Source organism: Nitrococcus mobilis Nb-231 (genome assembly GCF_000153205.1).
Taxonomy (GTDB): domain Bacteria; phylum Pseudomonadota; class Gammaproteobacteria; order Nitrococcales; family Nitrococcaceae; genus Nitrococcus; species Nitrococcus mobilis.
The window spans coordinates 2,322,023-2,339,707 of the sequence record NZ_CH672427.1; the positions used below are offsets into that span (position 1 = coordinate 2,322,023).

A 17,685-nucleotide genomic window follows, 5' to 3' on the forward strand; every position below is an offset into this window, starting at 1 on the left:
CCGGCGAGGGTATCGCGTAGCGTGCTCCAACGCTCGCAGATGCCGTGGGCGGCGAGGCAGTGGCGGATGAGCTGGACGAACTGATAGGCGAGCACGGTGATGAACAGGTGCCCCTCGGCGCGCTCTTCCTTGTGATGGAAGATCGGGCGCAGGCCGAGCTCCGATTTCAGGCTTCGGAAGACCGCCTCAAGGTCGGTGAGCATGATGTAGGTGCGCCACATTGTCTTCTCGTCCCAGCCGGTCTCGTTGCTGCGCAGGCAATAGACGCCCGGCTCGGTGACCAGAGAGCCTTTCACGGGCAGGCGCTGCCAGTGGATCGCACGGGCGCGCTCGCCGCTGTCACCGGCGATCACTTCAATGTGGTAGTGCTGGCCGAGGCCGCGGCTTTTCTCCTTGAGCCGCCCGATGCGCTCCCAGAGCTTGTCGATGCGCTTGGTGGTGCCCCGCCGGCTGAGTCCGGTCGCAAGCTTGTCGAGCCCAGCCTCGAAGCGGTCCATCAGGCGCCCGGCGATCGCTTGCTCCTTGCGCACGCGGCCCTCGGAGCGACAATACAGGCGCACCTCCTGGCCATCAGCCGAGGGCACTTTGAGTAGCTCCACGGCCTGCCCGCCGGCGTTGTCGAGGGTGATGGCCTCTTTAAAATCGACCGCGCGGCGGCGCTCGCGGCTGACCACCAGATAGCGGTAGCCCTGCTCGGCCAGCCAGGCGAGGTTGCAGGCCCTAGACTCCCAGAAGCTGTTTTCTTTGACCATCCGATATTAGATGGGGGCAGTGGATAAGAACTCAAGGGCCATTGAGCAGAGGTCGATGCAGTTGGCTGTACTGCTACATCCGGGCCGGGTTGCTATAAGGAGGCGCGTTAGCGTGGCTCGAGCGCCGTCAAGTGCCGGCCCACGGCTAGCCGCGAGCCAACCAAGCCCAAAAACGCCCCGCAACCGAGCAGGGTGAGTCCACCGGAGAAGCCGATTCCGGCCAGCTCAAAGCGACTGCCATAGAGACTCGCCAGGTGGCTGACCGGCCCGGCCAGCAACAATCGGCCCGTTTCTACCAGCAGACAGGCGAGTAGCCCGCCCGCTAGCCCGTGCCATAAACCCGAGTAAAGGAAAGGACGGCGAACGAAGGCATCGGTGGCGCCGATCAGTTTGACGATAATGATTTCATCACGGCGGTTTTCGATGTCGAGTCGGATGGTGTTGCCCACCACCAATATGACCGTGATACCGAGCAGTGCGGCCACGACCCATGTGCCGCGCTCGAACAGATAAAGGATAGCGTGTAGGCGCCGCAGCCAATCTCGATCCATGCGGATGCGCGCAACGCTCGGTAAGGCGGCCAACTCGTCGATGAGCGAATCCACCTGCGCGGGCGTCAGCGCGCCGCTCGGCTCCACCTCGATGACGGGCGGCAACGGATTGCTTGGCAGCAGTGCTAGCGCTTGGCGGAATCCCGAGAGCTCGCGAAGCTCCTCCAAGCCTTGCTCCGGGGTGATGATCCGCGCGTGAATGACGCCGTTGCGAGTGCCAATCTGCTGCGCGAGCAGCGCCACTTGCTTGGTATCCAGATCACGTTTGAGAAACAACGAGGCGTGCGGCTGTCCTTGCCAGCCACTGGTCAATGTCTGGATGTTATCCAACAGCAAAAGGAAGGCGGCCGGCAATGCGAGTGCGATGCCGATCACGCCGGCCGTCATCAGGCTTGGTACTCGGTTGCGGGTAAATGCTCCCAGTGAGCCCACCAGAGCCCGTGCGTGCTGCTCGAGCCAGGTTTTGAGAAACCGGCGCCAGCGGCCATGTGGCTTCATCGGCGCCTCAGATCTCCTGGCGCTGGCCCAGACCGTCATCGATCAGCTTTCCATCGGCCAGGGTCAGGCGTCGATGTCCCAGGCGGTTAATCAAAGTCACGTCATGGCTGGCGATCATCATGGTGGCGCCCAGTTCGTTGAACTGCTCGAACAGCCGCATGATCTCTCCCGAAAGAGCTGGATCGAGGTTGCCCGTGGGTTCGTCGGCCAAAAGAATAGGCGGGCGAGCAACCACCGCGCGCGCGATACCGACGCGTTGTTGTTCACCGCTGGAGAGCGTGACCGGATAGTGACGCTCCTTATCTAGCAATCCTACCTTATCGAGCGCGGCGCGAACGCGGCGGCCGATTTCTCTGTAAGGCGTCCCGGCGATGATCAGCGGCAGGGCCACATTATCGAACACCAGGCGATCATAGAGCAGACGGTGGTCTTGAAAAATCATCCCGATGCCGCGGCGCAGTAGTGGGATGCGCCGGCGCGGCAAGCGCGCCAGACTCATGCTGGCTATGAAAATCTGCCCCCGTGTCGGTCGCTCCAGCAGTGGAATCAGTCGCAGCAACGTGCTTTTGCCGGCGCCTGAGTGCCCGGTTACGAAAACCAGTTCACCGCGGTTGATGTGCAGCGAGATGTTAGATAGAGCTTCTTTGCCGCCAGGGTAGCGCTTGCCGACCCCTTGCAATCGGATCATTCAGCTGCGCTCTCCTGCGCCGGCGCGGCGAGCAGGGCATCGACGAACTCCTCAGCGGTGAACGGGCGCAGGTCCTCGAGTTGCTCGCCCACGCCGATGCATCGAATGGGCAGACCGAGCTGTTGGGCAATGGCAAAAATCACACCGCCTTTGGCGGTGCCGTCGAGTTTGGTGAGGGCGATGCCGGTCACCCCCACTGCCGCATGGAACTGGCGGGCCTGCGCCAGCGCATTCTGGCCCGTGCTGGCATCTACGACCAGTAACACCTCGTGAGGTGCGGAACTATCCTGTTTGCTCAGGACACGCTTTATTTTTTTGAGCTCCTCCATGAGGTTGCTCTGCGTGTGTAGGCGTCCGGCGGTGTCAGCGATCAACACATCGATGCCCCGGGCAAACGCGGCCTGGTGGGCGTCATAGATCACCGAGGCGGCATCCGAACCGGTGGGTTGGGCAATGACCGGAATGTCGCCGCGCTCGCCCCAGATCTTGAGCTGCTCGACGGCGGCCGCTCGGAATGTGTCGCCGGCGGCGAGCATCACCTCGTAGCCATTATCCTGTAGGCGCCGTCCAAGTTTGCCGATGGTCGTGGTCTTACCCACGCCGTTGACACCGACGGTGAGCATCACGTAAGGGTGAGTGTCGATGACCAGCGCTTGTGTGCATGGTGCCAGGATTGCGATCATTTCGTCGCGCAACGCGTTTTGCAGGGCCATCGCATCGGCGAGCTGATTGCGCTTTAGCCGCTCGGTGAGGTTATCGACGATGCATTGGGTCGCCTCGACGCCGACATCGGCCATGAGCAGCAGCGTTTCCAACTCCTCAAGCAGTTCCTCATCGATGGCTTTGCGGCCGAGGAATAGTGAGGAGAATCCGCTGCCGGTCTTGCGCAGCCCCGAATGTAGACGGATGAGCCAGCCGGTGCGCGGCGCGCCTTCCTCCTGAATCGTACGGCTCGGTTCAGCCGGCTCGCTCGCCTCAGGCGCTTCACCCCGTTCCGGCATCGACTCGGTGCTTTCAGCCGATTCGGTGGCGCGATCTTTCCTGTGTTTCTTACGACGAAAACTCAGCATGGAATTCAACGTTACTGGCTGTCCCCAAGGAGAATGGTATCCTACCACTCCTTTTGCTGCGCCGAAGGGAATAGGGCGAGTGATTATGACCAGAACGGCCATTGTTATGCTACTCACGGGTCTGCTGTTATACAGCACCGTATGCGCCAGCGCCGACGACTCCGCACCCAGTACCGAGCAATGGCCGGTTAGCGAGTACCGGCTCGACAATGGAATGCGCGTCATCGTTCGAGAAGACCACCGGGCGCCAGTGGTTGTCTCGCAAGTATGGTACCGCGTGGGGTCGGGCTACGAGCGGCTTGGCCGCACGGGTATCTCGCACCTGCTCGAGCATATGATGTTTAAAGGCACCGCGAAGCATCCGCCCGGAGAGTTGCTGCGCATAATCGCTCGCAACGGTGGACGCCAAAACGCTTTCACTGGGCGGGATTTCACGGTTTATTTTCAGCAACTGGCAGCGGACCGGCTCGAGATCGCTTTTCGGCTCGAGGCCGACCGGATGCAGAATCTGATTTTGGATGCGCAAGAGCTGGCCAAAGAGCGCCAAGTGGTCATGGAAGAGCGGCGCATGCGCGTCACGGATCAGCCTAGAAGCCATTTCGGCGAGCACTTCAACACCATCGCTTACCCGGCAAGCCCCTATGCGTGGCCCGGTCTCGGCTGGCAAGCGGACCTCGAGGCCATCACCCTAGCAGAGCTGCGAGGCTGGTACGCTCGGTGGTACGCTCCGGGCAACGCCCTGCTGGTGGTCGTCGGGGATGTACAGCCAGAGCATGTGCTGCGTCTTGCCAAAGCGGCTTTCGGCAAGGTGCCGGCGCGCGCTACGACGCATCCGCATCGCGAAAATTATCTTCAAGCGCCTGGTGAACGGCGCCTCGTCATGCACAGCAAGGAGGCCAAGGTGCCCTATGTGCTACTGGGCTACCAGGTGCCTTCGGTGGCGACCGCCCAGGAGCGCGACGAGATTTACGCGCTTATGGTGCTGGCGAGTATTCTCGATGGTGGCAAGGGGGCGAGACTGTCCCAAGAGCTGGTGCGGGATCGGCGCATTGCGGCCTCGGCCGGTGCCGGTTACAGCGCGGTCGCACGATTGGATTCGTTGTTCGTGCTTGACGCCGTGCCCAGCGACGCTGAGGTCGCCATCGACTCTCTAGTAAAGGCGCTGCGCGAGCAGGTGCAGCGCCTGCAAAGTGAGCCGGTGGATACCGAGACACTCGAGCGGGCGAAAAATTTGCTGCTTGCGGATCACCTTTATGAGCTTGACTCCATGTTCTATCAAGCCATGCAGATCGGCATGCTGGAGACGGCCGGGGTCGATTGGCGCATGCTTGAGGTCTACCCTGGCAAAATCCGTGCGGTGAGCGCCGCAAGCGTACAGGCGGTTGCCCGTAAGTATCTGATACCCAGTCGATTGACGGTAGGCACCCTATTGCCGCAGACGCCGCCCGATGACGACGCGCAGACGGGCAACGGGGAGGGACGGTCGTGAAGGCGCGATTCATCATACTGGTGCTTTGCGGGTTACTTGCGTTGCCTGCGGCGCGTGCGGCGATGCCGGAGATCCAACATTGGACTACGGCGAGCGGTACCCGGGTGTATTTCGTTGCGACCTCCGTGCTGCCGATCGTGGACCTGAGTCTGGTCTTCGACGCCGGTGCCGCGCGCGATGGGAATAAATCGGGTCTTGCGGCGCTTACCAGCCGGCTGCTTACGGATGGCACTGCAGAACTCGACGCCGGGGCGATTGCGCGGCGCTTCGAGCGTTACGGCGCACGGGTGGCGACGGATAACAGCCGTGATACGGCCCGACTCACCGTGCGGAGCCTGAGTGCATCGGAGAATTTGCAGCCCACACTCGATCATCTCATCGAGGTGCTCAGTAACCCGACTTTCCCCGCCGCAGCGCTCGAGCGACGTCGCGCGCAGGCGCTGGTCGGCCTACGTCAGGCACAGCAGAACCCGGGCCGCGTTGCCGAGCGCGCTTTCGCTCAGGCGCTTTTCGGTGATCACCCCTACGCCAATCTGTCGCAGGGCAATATCAGTGGCGTGCAAGCCGTTACCCGGGACGATGTGCAGGCCTTCCACGACCGCTACTACGTCGCTGCCAATGCGATCATCGCGATCGTCGGCGATTTGCAACGCCCGCAAGCCGAATCCATTGCCACGCGGTTGGCGCAGGCGCTAAAGCCGGGCTCGGCCGCGCCCGCATTGCCGCCCGTGCCGGATCTAAAAAGGGCTAAAATCGTCCGTCGCTCGTTCGATTCCTCCCAGACGCACATTCTAATAGGCGCGCCCGCGATTTCCCGTACCAATTCCCACTACATACCGCTCTATGTCGCCAACCACGTGCTTGGCGGCAGTGGCTTGGTTTCAGTGCTCGCTGATGAAATGCGCGCGCAACGCGGCCTCTCCTATAGCACTTCCAGCACTCTGATAACCGCTGCGCAGCGGGGTTGGTTCGAGCTTGCGAGCTCGGTGCGCAACGACAAACTCGACGAGAGCTTGCAGGTATTACGAAACATCCTCCAGCGCTACGCGGCTTCCGGTCCGAGTCGGCAGCGACTGGAGGCGGCGAAGCGTAACATTACCGGTAGTTTCCCGTTGCGACTGGACAGCAACCAGGACATTCTCGCTCATATAGTTATGATCGGCTTCTATGGGCTGCCCTTGGATTATTTACAAACCTTCCCGAAGCGAGTGGAGGCCGTATCGCAGCCGCAAACGCGGCAAGCGTTCCAAGCGCATGTCGATCCCTCGCATATGGTGACGGTGCTGGTGGGGCCGAAGGCGGTGATTGGTGATGTATCGACTGATTGACGAACATCATGCCAGGTCAAAACCAGCTGCGTATCATTGGTGGGCGATGGCGGCGCCGCTGGCTGCGTTTTACTGCGATCGCGGAGCTGCGACCGACTCCCGATGCGGTGCGCGAGACGCTCTTCAACTGGCTGCAATTCTCCGTAGAAGGTACGCGCTGTTTGGACCTGTTTGCCGGCAGCGGTGCCTTGGGACTGGAAGCCGTCTCGCGCGGGGCGCGTCAAGCCGTGCTCGTGGAGCGCTCGCAAGTCGTAGTCCGATCCTTGTTGGCGAATGTGGATCGATTGCAGGCGGGCAGCGTGGTGCGAGTGATCCACGCTGAAGCACAACGGTTCCTGGCCGGTAAGCCGGAGCCTTTCGATCTGGTGTTCCTTGATCCTCCGTTCAAATCCATGCTTGCTGAGCGGGTTTGTCGGCAACTTGACTCAGGCGGATGGCTTACCGATGGTGCCTTGATCTATCTGGAAACGGATAGTCATTGCTCATTGGGTGAGTTGCCAAGTAACTGGCGACCCCTGCGCGCCGGAGTCGCTGGAGCGGTGTGCTATCGTCTGCTGCGATACGAAGCGGCGGCGCTCGCCGGGGATGATTAAGATATGGGCATTGTTGCGGTTTACCCAGGGACGTTCGATCCCATCACCAATGGCCACAGCGATCTGATCGAACGGGCCGCCAGCCTGTTCAATCGGGTTATCGTCGCTATTTCGGGCGCACCCGGGGCGGCGAAACAACCGGCGTTCAGTCTTGAGGAGCGAGTGGCTATGGCCAAAGAGGCGCTCGCTTGTCACGCCAATGTCGAAGTGACGGCGTTCGAGTCGCTGTTGGCGAATTATGTGATCGAACGTAAGGCCAACGTCATTTTGCGTGGCTTGCGGGCCGTCTCGGATTTTGAGTACGAGTTTCAATTGGCCGGTATGAATCGACAGCTTGCCCCACGTGTCGAGACGCTGTTTCTGACCCCCGCCGAGCAATATGCCTACCTTTCCTCGACTCTGGTGCGAGAGGTGGCCATGCTTGGCGGCGATGTAAGCCGATTTGTCCATCCCGTAGTGAAGGAGGCGCTGCGCCGACGCCTCAAGCGCGATTAGCCGGTGCCTTGGCGTCGGATCGCTGAAACGGCACAGGGTGGGTAATCATGGTTCAAACGCAGCAGCGGTGGCTGATTTTTGTTTTTGTTAGCGCTGTTCTGAGCTCCTCGGGCAGCCTGAGCCTGGCGGCAACGGGGCCGGGGCGGGCGGCCGTGGCGAGCGCGCACCCCTTGGCGACCCAGGCCGCGCTCGAGGTATTGAGTAAGGGCGGTAACGCCTTTGATGCCGCAGTTGCGGCGAGCGCTGCGCTGGCTGTGGTGGAGCCGGCCAGTTCGGGTCTGGGAGGTGGCGGCTTCTGGCTGCTGCACGTTGCCGCCAGCGGGCGCGATATCATGGTGGACGGCCGCGAACGCGCCCCGTTGGCAGCTACTCGGGACATGTATCTAGGCTCTGATGGGAAGGTCAAGGCTCACCTGTCCCTGGATGGGCCCCTGGCGGCCGCGATCCCGGGTGAGCCGGCGGCATTGGTCCACATCGCCGAGCACTACGGTCGGTTACCGCTCGCGGAGAGTCTGCGACCAGCGATTCGCTATGCACGGCAAGGTTTTGCGGTCGACGCACATTATTACCGGCTCGCGCAGTTTCGACAGCCGGTGCTCAAACGCTATCGAGCAGCGGCGGCGGTATTCCTGCAGGCTGGGGGCGTACCGAAAGTCGGCTGGATGCTGCGCCAACCTGATCTCGCTGTTACGCTGGGGGCCCTCGCCGAGGCCGGCCGAGCCGGTTTCTACGAGGGCGAGATCGCGCGTCGTTTAGTCAGGGCGGTACGCGCAGCCGGTGGGATCTGGTCGCTCGAAGACCTCAAGCAATACCGGGTGGTCGAGCGTGAGCCGGTCCGCCTACGGTATCGTGGGTTGAACGTCGTCACGGCCGCATTGCCCTCGGCCGGTGGGCTACAGCTTGCCATCATGCTCAACATCCTGGCGGGCTACGATCTCGGCTCGCTCGATAAGGCCCACCGTATCCATTTGGTGGTGGAGGCCATGCGCCGTTCCTATCGAACGCGGGCCCGCTATCTTGGTGATCCTGACTTTGTCGCCGTCCCGCGCCGGCGTCTGGCCTCGGCGGCCTACGCTTCGGCATTGCGGCAGGGGATCGAGTTGAACCACGCTACGCGTAGCACCGCGCTTGGTGAGCTCAGCGATCCGCCGGGTCAAGGCGCGGACACCACCCATTTCTCCATAATCGATGCCGCGGGCAATCGCGTATCGGCCACGCTGTCGATCAATTATCCGTTCGGCAGCGGTTTTGTCGCCGCCGGTACCGGGGTCGTACTCAATGATGAAATGGATGACTTTGCTACCCATCCCGGTGAGTCGAACGTTTATGGTTTGGTCGGGGGGGAAGCCAATGCCATAGCACCGGGCAAGCGGCCGTTGTCCAGCATGAGCCCAGCGTTCGTTGAAACCCCGCAGCGGATAGGGGTGCTGGGTACGCCCGGGGGCAGCCGCATCGTGAGCATGGTGCTGTTGGGCATTTTGGGGTTTGCCGACGGGCAGCCGCCAGCGGTTTGGGTTTCTCGGGCGCGTTACCATCACCAGTATTTGCCCGATGCCATCCAATACGAGCCGGATGCGTTCGGCGCCCAGCTGCGCGAGCGCCTCGCCGCCATGGGGCATCGCTTCGAGCCACTCACGCAGGACTACGGCAACATGCAAGCCATTCTCTGGGAGCGCCGCGGCAATAGGCTGCAGGCCGCTTCGGATCCGCGCGGCAACGGCTCGGCCCGGGTGACGAACCGGCCCGCCACGATTATGCCAGGCGATTGACCGATCCTGCTGAAAGCGTCTCGACCGCGCAGCCTTTGTGCACATACTCGTCAAGGCGAGGGTGGTTTCGTGTCGAGCCAATCAGACGAATAAAAAAGCCCCGCCACTGGCGGGGCTTTTGGCCGGTATTACATTGGCCGGTTGGGTGGGTTACATCATACCCATATCGCCCATACCGCCCATGCCACCAGCGCCGGCGCCCATACCCTCTTTCTCTTCCTTTGGGTGCTCGGCCACCATGGCCTCAGTGGTGATCATGAGTCCGGCGATCGAAGCGGCGTTCTGTAGAGCCGAGCGGGCCACCTTGGTCGGGTCGAGGATGCCCATGGAGACCAAATCACCGTACTCCCCGGTCTGCACGTTGTAACCGTAATTGCCCTCGCCCTCGCGGACCTTATTGACGACGACAGCGGCGTCCTCGCCGGCGTTGGTGACCAGGATGCGCAGCGGCTCCTCGATCGCACGCCGAACGATGCCGACGCCGACCTCTTGGTCGTGGTTGTCGCCCTTTAGCCCATCAAGACCCTTCTGCACCCGAATTAGGGCCACGCCACCACCGGGGACGATGCCTTCTTCGACCGCGGCGCGGGTCGCGTGCAGGGCATCCTCGACGCGGGCCTTTTTCTCCTTCATTTCGACTTCGGTGGCGGCACCGACCTTGATGACCGCAACGCCGCCGGCGAGCTTGGCTACGCGCTCCTGCAGCTTCTCGCGATCGTAGTCGGAGGTAGCCTCCTCGATCTGCTTGCGGATCTGCTCGACCCGGCCCTTGATGTCCTCATTGCGCCCGTTGCCACCGACGATGGTGGTATTCTCCTTGGTGACGTTGACTTTCTTGGCGCTGCCCAGATCGTCCAAGCTCGCTTTCTCGAGCGTCAGGCCGATCTCCTCGGAGATCACGTTGCCGCCGGTGAGCACGGCGATGTCCTGGAGCATGGCCTTGCGTCGATCGCCGAAGCCAGGTGCCTTCACGGCCGCCACCTTGACGATGCCGCGGATCGTATTGACCACCAGCGTCGCCAGGGCCTCGCCTTCGACGTCCTCGGATACAATCAGCAGCGGTCGGCTGCTCTTGGCTACATTCTCCAGCAGCGGCAGAAGTTCCCTGATATTGGAAATCTTCTTGTCGCAGAGCAGAATAAAAGGATCATCGAGCTCCGCGGACATGTTCTGCTGGTTGGTGATGAAATAGGGGCTGAGATAGCCGCGGTCGAACTGCATGCCCTCGACCACTTCGAGTTCGTTCTCGAGGCCAGAGCCTTCTTCGACCGTGATCACCCCCTCCTTACCGACCTTTTTCATGGCATCGGCGATGATCTCGCCGATGGCGGATTCGGCATTGGCGGAGATGGTGCCTACCTGGGCGATGGACAGGTCGGTATCGCAGGGTTTGGAGAGCTTCTTGAGCTCCTCGACCGCCGCATTGACGGCCTTGCTGATGCCACGCTTGAGGTCCATCGGGTTCATGCCGGCGGCGACCGCCTTCATGCCCTCGCGCAGGATGGCTTGGGCCAGCACAGTTGCGGTGGTGGTGCCGTCGCCCGCTTTATCGGAGGTTTGCGAGGCCACCTCCTTGACCATCTGCGCGCCCATGTTCTCGAACTTGTCCTTGAGCTCGATCTCCTTGGCGACGGAAACTCCGTCCTTGGTCATCGTTGGAGAGCCGAAGCTTTTCTCCAACACGACATTGCGACCGCGCGGGCCCAGTGTCACCTTGACCGCATTGGCCAGAATATTGACGCCCGCAATCATGCGGTGGCGCGCGTCGTCCGAGAAGCGTACATCTTTCGCTGCCATTGTCGGTTTCCCTCTCGAGAATTCGGTCCGTTAACTAAACTGTTCTTGGGAGCCTTCGTGACGTTTTGCGATCAGTCTTCGACCACGGCCATGACATCGTCCTCGCGCATCACGAGGAGATCTTCATCGCCGATTTTGACCTCGGTGCCGGCAAATTTGCCGAACAACACCTGGTCGCCGACCGTGACGTCCAGCGGCCGTATCTCGCCATTGTCGAGCTGCTTGCCGTTGCCGACGGCGATGATCTCACCGCGGATCGGCTTCTCGGCCGCAGTATCGGGGATAACGATGCCCCCCGGCGAGGTCCGCTCCTCCTCCAGGCGCTTTATGACCACTCGATCATGCAAGGGGCGTAGTTTCATCGAGCCTTACTCCCTATTAAAATGTATCAAGCAAGTGTTCCATAGTGATCGGCGATTATTAGCACTCACCGATAGTGAGTGCTAATAATAATCCCCATGGCGCGTCAGTCAATAGTCTGATGGCCAGCCGATCATCCTTTCTTGGCGCTGCCGGCGATCTAGGGATAGGGATGGCAGGGTCAAAATTCAACGCTTAGTCGGCCAGTGCGTCGAGAAAATCGAAGGTGTAGTGGTGGCGACAAACTGTCTTTTGGTGATTTCGACCTGTCCGGATCAGTCGTCTGCGCAGACCATCGCGGCGGCGTTAGTGGAGGGCGGGCATGCCGCCTGCGTCAATATTGTGCCTGGGTTGACTTCAGTCTATCGTTGGCAAGGCCAAGTTGAGCGCGACTCCGAGCTGTTGCTGCTGGCGAAGACGACAGCCGAAGCGTATCCTCGCGTGCAGGAGATTCTACGCCGACTGAATCCGAATGAACTACCCGAGATCATAGCGCTCCCTGTTGATCGGGGTCTGGCCGATTATCTCAATTGGGTATCCCATCAAACGGCACAAGAGGGCTGACAAGCTGATGAGGCTGCGACTGATTGCTCGCCTTGTGTCGCTGCTGGTTTTGTTGTCCATAGCCTGCGCTATCAGTGCTGCGCCGAGCGGTGTACTGGCCGGCTTGTTCGGCAGCGACGAGCCGGTACTGCTGCCAGTGGAGCAGGCGTTCCCAATCAGCGCCGAGTTGGTTGCGCCGGATCGCCTCGTTGCTCGATGGGATGTGCAGCCGGGTTATTATCTTTACCGCGATAAGCTGGCCTTTGAGCTGGCAGACACAGGTAACTCAATTCGGCGCGCGCAAACTCCGGCGGGGGAGCCCAAAGAGGACCCTTACTTCGGGCGTCTAGAAGTTTATCATCACCCGGTCGAGGTCACGCTGCAGCTTGAGCATGCGGCGCGCCGCCCGTTCGAACTGGTGGCTCACTATCAGGGCTGTGCCGATGCCGGGCTGTGCTACCCGCCACAGACGACCCGTTTGCGCCTCGTTCCCGCAAGTGCGGGTCTCGGCGTCGATGTAGATACGACTCGGGATGCGAGTGCGGCGGATGTCGATTTGTTATCAGCGGGGACGAATCAGCTGGCGCAAATTTTGCAAGAAGGGCGGCCGCTGGCCATTCTTGCGACCTTTTTCGTGGCCGGTTTGTTGCTCGCGTTCACCGCTTGCCTGTACCCGATGATCCCGATCCTCTCGGGGCTGATCGCCGGTGATCGCCACCGGCGCAAAGGATCGCGCGCCTTCTTGCTCTCCCTGGTCTATGTCGAGAGTACGGCCCTAGCCTATGCGATCGCCGGAGTCATCGCCGGTCTCACCGGGCAGGCCGTGCAAGCCGATCTGCAAAGCCCCTGGTTTCTCGGGGCGTTTGCGGCCGTGTTCATCGCTTTGGCGTTATCGATGTTCGGGCTTTACGAGTTGCAGCTGCCCAGCCGTTGGCAGACGCGGCTTTTCGAGGCCTCGCGGCATCAACGCGGCGGCACTGTGGTGGGCGTGGCCGCGATGGGTGCGCTCTCCGTGCTGATCGTGGGTGCTTGTTCCGGACCGGCGTTGGTTGCGGCGCTGGTCTTCATCAGCAGTACCGGGGAGGCCTGGCTGGGCGGGCTCGCCCTGTTCGTGCTTGCCAATGGCATGGGCGTGCCGCTGTTGCTGATCGGTACCGCCGCCGGTAAATGGCTGCCACAGGCCGGGCACTGGATGGAGACGGTGCGCCGGGTTTTCGGTGTGCTTTTTTTAGCAGTCGCGTTGTGGATGCTCGAGCGGGTGCTTCCGGCTGAGCTCGGTTTGGCGCTATGGGGCGCGTTGCTGCTTGGCTGCGGTGTCTATCTGGGTGGCTTGGATCGACTCACCGGTGCGGCGGGCGGCATGCAGCGGCTGTGCAAAACGGGTGGTTTGCTGCTGCTCATTTGGGGCAGTGCGGCTCTGATCGGTGCGGCTAGCGGTGGTGGCGATTTGCGCCAACCGCTGCGTGCGCTTGTCGCCGTGCCGCCGACTTCGGTCAGCGTGAGTTCCACACATGGTTTTCGTCAAGTGAACAGTGTTCAGGAACTCGATGCCGCGCTGCAGCGGGCCAGTGTCGCGGGGCAGCCGGTTGTATTGGATGTGTACGCCGATTGGTGCGTTTATTGTGTAGAGCTCGATGAGCGGACGTTCAGCGATCCTCGGGTCCAACAATTGCTTTCTCGAGCGGTTAGGCTGCGTGCCGATGTCACCGCCATGAGCCCCGCCCACAAGACGTTGCTCCGACGCCTCGATGTGTTTCTGCCGCCGGCGGTTATGTTCTTCGGTTCAGACGGCCATGAGCGTCGAGGCTTGCGCGTGGTGGGCTTCCTCGAACCTGCCGCTTTTCTGCAGCGCGCACAGCTCGGCCTCTTTGGGGGCGCCTCATGAACCGAGGGCCGTTGTGGTGGTCGTTAATTGTCCTGATTGTTCTGCTGGTGGGCGTCACGATAGGAATCGGTAGCCACACTTGGTATAGCAATCTCGAAGGGAGTCAACGCCCGGTCTTTACGCTGCCGGCCATGAGCAGCGGCAAGCAAAAAAGCATCGCCGAGTGGGACGGTAAGCTCGTAGTGCTCAATTTTTGGGCTACCTGGTGCGAGCCTTGTCGTCGCGAGATTCCGCTTCTCATAACGCTGCAGCGGCAATATGAGGAGCGTGGCTTGCAAGTGCTCGGAGTCGCCATCGACAGTCGAGTTGCGATTCGCGATTTCGCCGCTACGTTAAGTATCAACTATCCCGTGCTCTATGGTGTCGAGGCTGCTATGGATGTCGCCGCGAGCTACGGCGACGAGCAGGGGACGTTGCCGTACACCGTAGTGATCGATCGCTCGGGGCGTATTCGCCAGGTATTCCGCAAAGAGCTCAAGCGTCCCGATATCGAGCCCGTGATACGCGAACTGCTATAATATCGCGTTGTCTGATTCAGCGCATGGCTGAGGGCAGGCATACCGGCGGATGGTACTTGGGGCCGGTTTGCAATTCGGCTTTGAGTTGGATGTCTCGATTCTGCGTGATACGCGGCGCAATTTATTCCATCGGTTGGTTTGATTACGGTGCGCTCGCTCGGCGTTGCTGGCCTTGTCGGGGAAGTGCGCTATGCGCCCATCTGCAGCGAAAAATCGATAAAACGACAGAATCTGGACAAAATGGCTGGGGTAGTCCAGAATCCCGCGACGGCTGCGACCGCCTCCAACGCTATGGCGAAGGAAGGGGAATGACCAAGGTTTTGGTGCTCAACGGGCCCAATCTCAACCTGCTCGGTACGCGCGAGCCGGGCCGCTACGGCACCGAGAGCTTGCAGACGATAGTTCAGCGCCTTATGGATAAGGCCAAAGCGGCAGCTATCGGGCTCGAGGCCTTTCAGAGCAATGCCGAGCATGAGCTTATTGAGCGTATTCATCGGGCCGCCCAGCAAGGCGTCGCTTATATCATCATCAATCCAGGGGCTTTGACACATACCAGCATTGCCCTGCGGGATGCCTTGCTCGGGGTCGAGATACCATTCATAGAGGTACATATTACGAACGTGTACGCTCGCGAATCATTTCGTCGACATTCTTATTTGAGCGATATTGCGGCCGGGGTGATCAGCGGTCTGGGCCCTCTGGGTTATGAATTGGCACTATACGCGGCGCTGCGGAATGCGAAGCGGAGCTGACTGAGATGGATATTCGCAAGATCAAGCGCTTGATTGAGCTGATCGAGGAATCAGGCGTCAATGAGATTGAAATTCGGGAAGGTGAGGAGTCGATCCGGATCAGTCGCAGCAGTTCTGTAGCCGCGTTGTCGCAGGTGCCGGCCCAGGCTCATACTTCGCTGTCGCCTGCTGTGCAACCCGCTGCGGCTTGGCCGGTGGCGAAACCTGCGGAGGAGTCGCCCGTCAGTGGTCACGTGCTGCGCTCGCCGATGGTGGGCACCTTCTACCGAGCCTCCTCGCCAGGTGCTAAGCCTTTCGTGGAAGAGGGTCAGAGCGTTCGAGTCGGGGACACGCTGTGCATCATCGAGGCCATGAAAATGCTCAATCAGATTGAGGCCGATGTAGCCGGTGTGGTGGAGCGAGTTCTAGTGGAGAACGCACAGCCCGTCGAGTACGATCAGCCTCTGTTCGTTATCGAATAGGCGCGTTGCTCGCCAACACGGCTTTGTTCGCCCACCGAGATTACGGATTATCATCGATGCTGGACAAGATCCTCATCGCTAACCGCGGTGAAATCGCATTGCGTATCCAGCGGGCTTGCCGCGAGCTCGGCATCCGTACGGTTGCGGTTCACTCGAGCGCTGACCGGGAGCTCAAACATGTGAGGCTCGCCGATGAGTCGGTATGTATTGGGCCGGCGCCCTCAAGTGAAAGCTATTTGAACATCCCGGCAATCATCAGTGCAGCCGAAGTCACCGATGCGGTGGCGATCCATCCAGGTTACGGTTTTCTTGCCGAGAATGCGGGTTTTGTCGAGCGAGTGGAGAGCTCTGGTTTTGTCTTCATCGGGCCTCGGGCGGAGACCATCCAACTCATGGGTGATAAGGTTTCTGCAATTCGGGCGATGCAGGACGCCGGGATTCCTTGCGTTCCAGGCTCTGATGGGCCGGTCGGTGATGATGCCGAAGCCAATCTGAGGCTCGCCGCCGAGATCGGTTATCCGGTTATCATCAAGGCGGCCGCAGGAGGCGGTGGTCGCGGCATGCGTGTCGTCCATAGCGAGGCCAGTCTGTTGCACGCTATTGCCGTGACGCGGGCCGAAGCGCGTGCCGCCTTCGGCAGCGATACCGTCTACATGGAGAAGTTTCTAGAGCGCCCACGCCACATCGAGATCCAAGTGTTAGCGGATCAGTATGGCAATGCCATTCACCTCGGTGAGCGTGATTGCTCCATGCAGCGACGCCACCAGAAAGTGGCCGAAGAGTCTCCGGCACCTGGGATCACGGCCGAACAGCGTCAAGCGATTGGGCAGCGCTGCGCCGATGCCTGCCAGGAGATCGGATACTGTGGCGCTGGGACGTTCGAGTTCCTCTATCAGGACGGTAATTTCTTTTTCATCGAAATGAACACCCGTATCCAGGTTGAGCACCCCGTGACCGAAATGGTTACGGGTATAGACTTGGTCAAGGAACAGATACTGATCGCCACCGGGCAGCATCTGCGCTATCGGCAGGAGGATGTGTGCCTTCGTGGCCATGCCATCGAATGCCGAATCAATGCCGAGGACGCGCGAACTTTCATTCCTTCACCGGGGCGGATCACCCAATATCACGCGCCCGGTGGCCCGGGCGTTCGGGTCGATACTCATATTTACAATGGCTATATCGTGCCGCCTTTCTATGACTCCATGATCGGTAAGCTCATTACCTGGGGGGAAGATCGTGCCAGTGCCATCGCTCGCATGCGCACGGCGCTTTCCGAAATCGTGGTGGACGGTATCGAGACCAATGTGTTGTTACAGCAAGATATTATGCAGGATGCGGCGTTCCAGCAGGGCGGCACGAATATCCACTATCTGCAGAAAAAACTGAGTTTGGTTTGATCGGCGCATTGGCGCGGCCTTGTATCGGGCACTCAACTTGGCTTTTGTTGCAGTCGAGCGTATCGACTTGGTAAGAACACGTGCCCCGTCATCCGTAAGTTGACGCAGCACAAGCACCACATGGTATTTGCAGTAGTACCTATCTCACATGAGTGAAAAGCGTTGCTGAGAGGGCACTGGACGCCCCATCAATAATGCCGGCACGCTCGTGTAGCGGCTTTGGGTTGACTGGCCCTGGTTTCACCCAACGTCCTTTCTGCCTCGATCCACGCCAGGCAGGTGTGGTGGCGCCGTGAAGTCCCAATTCCGACACTTTTGCGAAGATGACCGATTCGCACATCGAATTGGCGTTGGAGTGAAATGGCACTTATTTTACCGGCTTGCAGCGGGCTGAGAGGGTTTCGTGGTGTTCGACCTGGGGGCGTTTGCCGCATGGATGCGGCAAGCGAGCCTCTAAGGGTGGATTTACGGCGGTTATTTTCTGGATTGTCCAGTCGCCTAGGATCAGCAGGTCGGTCTTAGCGAGTTGGTCCATCAGACGCGGGTAGCTGCCGGCCCCATAGGGGATGCACAGTTGCTCGATCAGCCGCGGTAGCCGGAAGTAGCACACGGGCAGCCCCTGTCAACAGGCCCTAACAACCCCTTACTATTTGCTTCGCGATCTCTTGTCATATCGGGAACTCTTGGATGTATGCCCAATCAATGAGTGCACTGAACGGCCCAGCGTCGGCCGGTA

17 protein-coding genes and 1 pseudogene are annotated in these 17,685 nt (G+C 60.5%); 11 read left to right on the plus strand and 7 right to left on the minus strand.

The window, feature by feature from the left end; genetic code table 11:
- From NB231_RS16935 to ftsY, 4 genes and pseudogenes are all read right to left on the minus strand, one after another.
- Positions 1 to 713, minus strand: a pseudogene (locus tag NB231_RS16935) (IS1634 family transposase); the annotation flags it as partial.
- Between the two features lie 146 nt (positions 714 to 859).
- The gene (ftsX, locus tag NB231_RS10590) at positions 860 to 1,801 is read right to left on the minus strand and encodes a permease-like cell division protein FtsX (RefSeq protein WP_005002591.1); all 942 of its coding nucleotides are present in this window, start codon (positions 1,799 to 1,801) and stop codon (positions 860 to 862) included.
- 7 nt (positions 1,802 to 1,808) lie between these two features.
- Complete coding sequence (gene ftsE / locus NB231_RS10595; protein WP_005002592.1) at positions 1,809 to 2,489, minus strand: cell division ATP-binding protein FtsE; 681 nt, start codon at positions 2,487 to 2,489, stop codon at positions 1,809 to 1,811.
- Positions 2,486 to 3,559 (minus strand): signal recognition particle-docking protein FtsY, encoded by a 1,074-nt coding sequence (gene ftsY / locus NB231_RS10600; RefSeq protein WP_005002594.1) that lies wholly within the window; start codon positions 3,557 to 3,559, stop codon positions 2,486 to 2,488. Before ftsY ends, ftsE begins: the two co-directional genes overlap by 4 nt.
- A gap of 85 nt (positions 3,560 to 3,644) precedes the next feature.
- Between ftsY and NB231_RS10605 the strand changes: the two genes are divergently transcribed.
- From NB231_RS10605 to ggt, 5 genes are read left to right on the plus strand one after another with little or no spacing between them, the layout of a single operon-like run.
- Positions 3,645 to 5,048, plus strand: coding sequence for a M16 family metallopeptidase (locus NB231_RS10605; protein WP_005002595.1), 1,404 nt, complete (start codon positions 3,645 to 3,647; stop codon positions 5,046 to 5,048).
- A complete protein-coding gene (locus NB231_RS10610) occupies positions 5,045 to 6,376 on the plus strand; it encodes a M16 family metallopeptidase (protein WP_005002596.1) in 1,332 nt (443 codons plus the stop codon). Before NB231_RS10605 ends, NB231_RS10610 begins: the two co-directional genes overlap by 4 nt.
- Positions 6,377 to 6,384: 8 nt before the next feature.
- The gene (rsmD, locus tag NB231_RS10615; protein WP_005002597.1) at positions 6,385 to 6,969 is read left to right on the plus strand and encodes a 16S rRNA (guanine(966)-N(2))-methyltransferase RsmD; all 585 of its coding nucleotides are present in this window, start codon (positions 6,385 to 6,387) and stop codon (positions 6,967 to 6,969) included.
- Between the two features lie 3 nt (positions 6,970 to 6,972).
- Positions 6,973 to 7,464 carry a pantetheine-phosphate adenylyltransferase gene (coaD, locus tag NB231_RS10620; protein ID WP_005002599.1) on the plus strand — a complete coding sequence of 164 codons (492 nt, stop codon included), beginning with the start codon at positions 6,973 to 6,975 and terminating at the stop codon, positions 7,462 to 7,464.
- 47 nt (positions 7,465 to 7,511) lie between these two features.
- Complete coding sequence (gene ggt / locus NB231_RS10625; protein WP_005002601.1) at positions 7,512 to 9,233, plus strand: gamma-glutamyltransferase; 1,722 nt, start codon at positions 7,512 to 7,514, stop codon at positions 9,231 to 9,233.
- Positions 9,234 to 9,383: 150 nt separating this feature from the next.
- Here ggt and groL read toward each other — a convergent pair whose 3' ends face one another.
- Complete coding sequence (groL, locus tag NB231_RS10630; protein ID WP_005002602.1) at positions 9,384 to 11,030, minus strand: chaperonin GroEL; 1,647 nt, start codon at positions 11,028 to 11,030, stop codon at positions 9,384 to 9,386.
- A 71-nt stretch (positions 11,031 to 11,101) separates the two neighbouring features.
- Positions 11,102 to 11,392, minus strand: coding sequence for a co-chaperone GroES (locus NB231_RS10635; protein ID WP_005002604.1), 291 nt, complete (start codon positions 11,390 to 11,392; stop codon positions 11,102 to 11,104).
- 229 nt (positions 11,393 to 11,621) lie between these two features.
- Between NB231_RS10635 and cutA the strand changes: the two genes are divergently transcribed.
- From cutA to accC, 6 genes are all read left to right on the plus strand, one after another.
- Complete coding sequence (cutA, locus tag NB231_RS10640) at positions 11,622 to 11,954, plus strand: divalent-cation tolerance protein CutA (protein ID WP_005002605.1); 333 nt, start codon at positions 11,622 to 11,624, stop codon at positions 11,952 to 11,954.
- A 7-nt stretch (positions 11,955 to 11,961) separates the two neighbouring features.
- Positions 11,962 to 13,818, plus strand: a complete 1,857-nt coding sequence (dsbD, locus tag NB231_RS10645) for a protein-disulfide reductase DsbD (protein WP_005002607.1) — start codon at positions 11,962 to 11,964, stop codon at positions 13,816 to 13,818.
- A complete protein-coding gene (locus NB231_RS10650; RefSeq protein ID WP_005002608.1) occupies positions 13,815 to 14,336 on the plus strand; it encodes a peroxiredoxin family protein in 522 nt (173 codons plus the stop codon). The genes dsbD and NB231_RS10650 overlap by 4 nt, the downstream gene beginning before the upstream one ends.
- 308 nt (positions 14,337 to 14,644) lie before the next feature.
- Positions 14,645 to 15,088 (plus strand): type II 3-dehydroquinate dehydratase, encoded by a 444-nt coding sequence (gene aroQ, locus NB231_RS10655; protein WP_005002611.1) that lies wholly within the window; start codon positions 14,645 to 14,647, stop codon positions 15,086 to 15,088.
- A gap of 5 nt (positions 15,089 to 15,093) precedes the next feature.
- On the plus strand, positions 15,094 to 15,549 hold the full coding sequence (gene accB, locus NB231_RS10660; protein WP_005002612.1) for an acetyl-CoA carboxylase biotin carboxyl carrier protein: 456 nt from the start codon (positions 15,094 to 15,096) through the stop codon (positions 15,547 to 15,549).
- A gap of 56 nt (positions 15,550 to 15,605) precedes the next feature.
- Positions 15,606 to 16,949, plus strand: coding sequence for an acetyl-CoA carboxylase biotin carboxylase subunit (accC, locus tag NB231_RS10665; RefSeq protein WP_005002613.1), 1,344 nt, complete (start codon positions 15,606 to 15,608; stop codon positions 16,947 to 16,949).
- Between the two features lie 367 nt (positions 16,950 to 17,316).
- On the opposite strand, the gene NB231_RS18615 is transcribed toward accC, so the two are convergent.
- Positions 17,317 to 17,559: a hypothetical protein gene (locus NB231_RS18615; RefSeq protein WP_005002614.1), complete on the minus strand. Its 243-nt coding sequence runs from the start codon at positions 17,557 to 17,559 to the stop codon at positions 17,317 to 17,319.
- Positions 17,560 to 17,685 lie beyond the last annotated feature (126 nt).

What these genes read in the sequence shown, in the direction of transcription:
- ftsX (WP_005002591.1), bottom strand. Translation starts at nt 1,801, where the DNA reads ATGAAGCCACATGGCCGCTGGCGCCGGTTTCTCAAAACCTGGCTCGAG.
- ftsE (WP_005002592.1), bottom strand. Translation starts at nt 2,489, where the DNA reads ATGATCCGATTGCAAGGGGTCGGCAAGCGCTACCCTGGCGGCAAAGAA.
- ftsY (WP_005002594.1), bottom strand. Translation starts at nt 3,559, where the DNA reads ATGCTGAGTTTTCGTCGTAAGAAACACAGGAAAGATCGCGCCACCGAA.
- NB231_RS10605 (WP_005002595.1), top strand. Translation starts at nt 3,645, where the DNA reads ATGACCAGAACGGCCATTGTTATGCTACTCACGGGTCTGCTGTTATAC.
- rsmD (WP_005002597.1), top strand. Translation starts at nt 6,385, where the DNA reads ATGCCAGGTCAAAACCAGCTGCGTATCATTGGTGGGCGATGGCGGCGC.
- coaD (WP_005002599.1), top strand. Translation starts at nt 6,973, where the DNA reads ATGGGCATTGTTGCGGTTTACCCAGGGACGTTCGATCCCATCACCAAT.
- ggt (WP_005002601.1), top strand. Translation starts at nt 7,512, where the DNA reads ATGGTTCAAACGCAGCAGCGGTGGCTGATTTTTGTTTTTGTTAGCGCT.
- groL (WP_005002602.1), bottom strand. Translation starts at nt 11,030, where the DNA reads ATGGCAGCGAAAGATGTACGCTTCTCGGACGACGCGCGCCACCGCATG.
- NB231_RS10635 (WP_005002604.1), bottom strand. Translation starts at nt 11,392, where the DNA reads ATGAAACTACGCCCCTTGCATGATCGAGTGGTCATAAAGCGCCTGGAG.
- dsbD (WP_005002607.1), top strand. Translation starts at nt 11,962, where the DNA reads ATGAGGCTGCGACTGATTGCTCGCCTTGTGTCGCTGCTGGTTTTGTTG.
- NB231_RS10650 (WP_005002608.1), top strand. Translation starts at nt 13,815, where the DNA reads ATGAACCGAGGGCCGTTGTGGTGGTCGTTAATTGTCCTGATTGTTCTG.
- aroQ (WP_005002611.1), top strand. Translation starts at nt 14,645, where the DNA reads ATGACCAAGGTTTTGGTGCTCAACGGGCCCAATCTCAACCTGCTCGGT.
- accB (WP_005002612.1), top strand. Translation starts at nt 15,094, where the DNA reads ATGGATATTCGCAAGATCAAGCGCTTGATTGAGCTGATCGAGGAATCA.
- accC (WP_005002613.1), top strand. Translation starts at nt 15,606, where the DNA reads ATGCTGGACAAGATCCTCATCGCTAACCGCGGTGAAATCGCATTGCGT.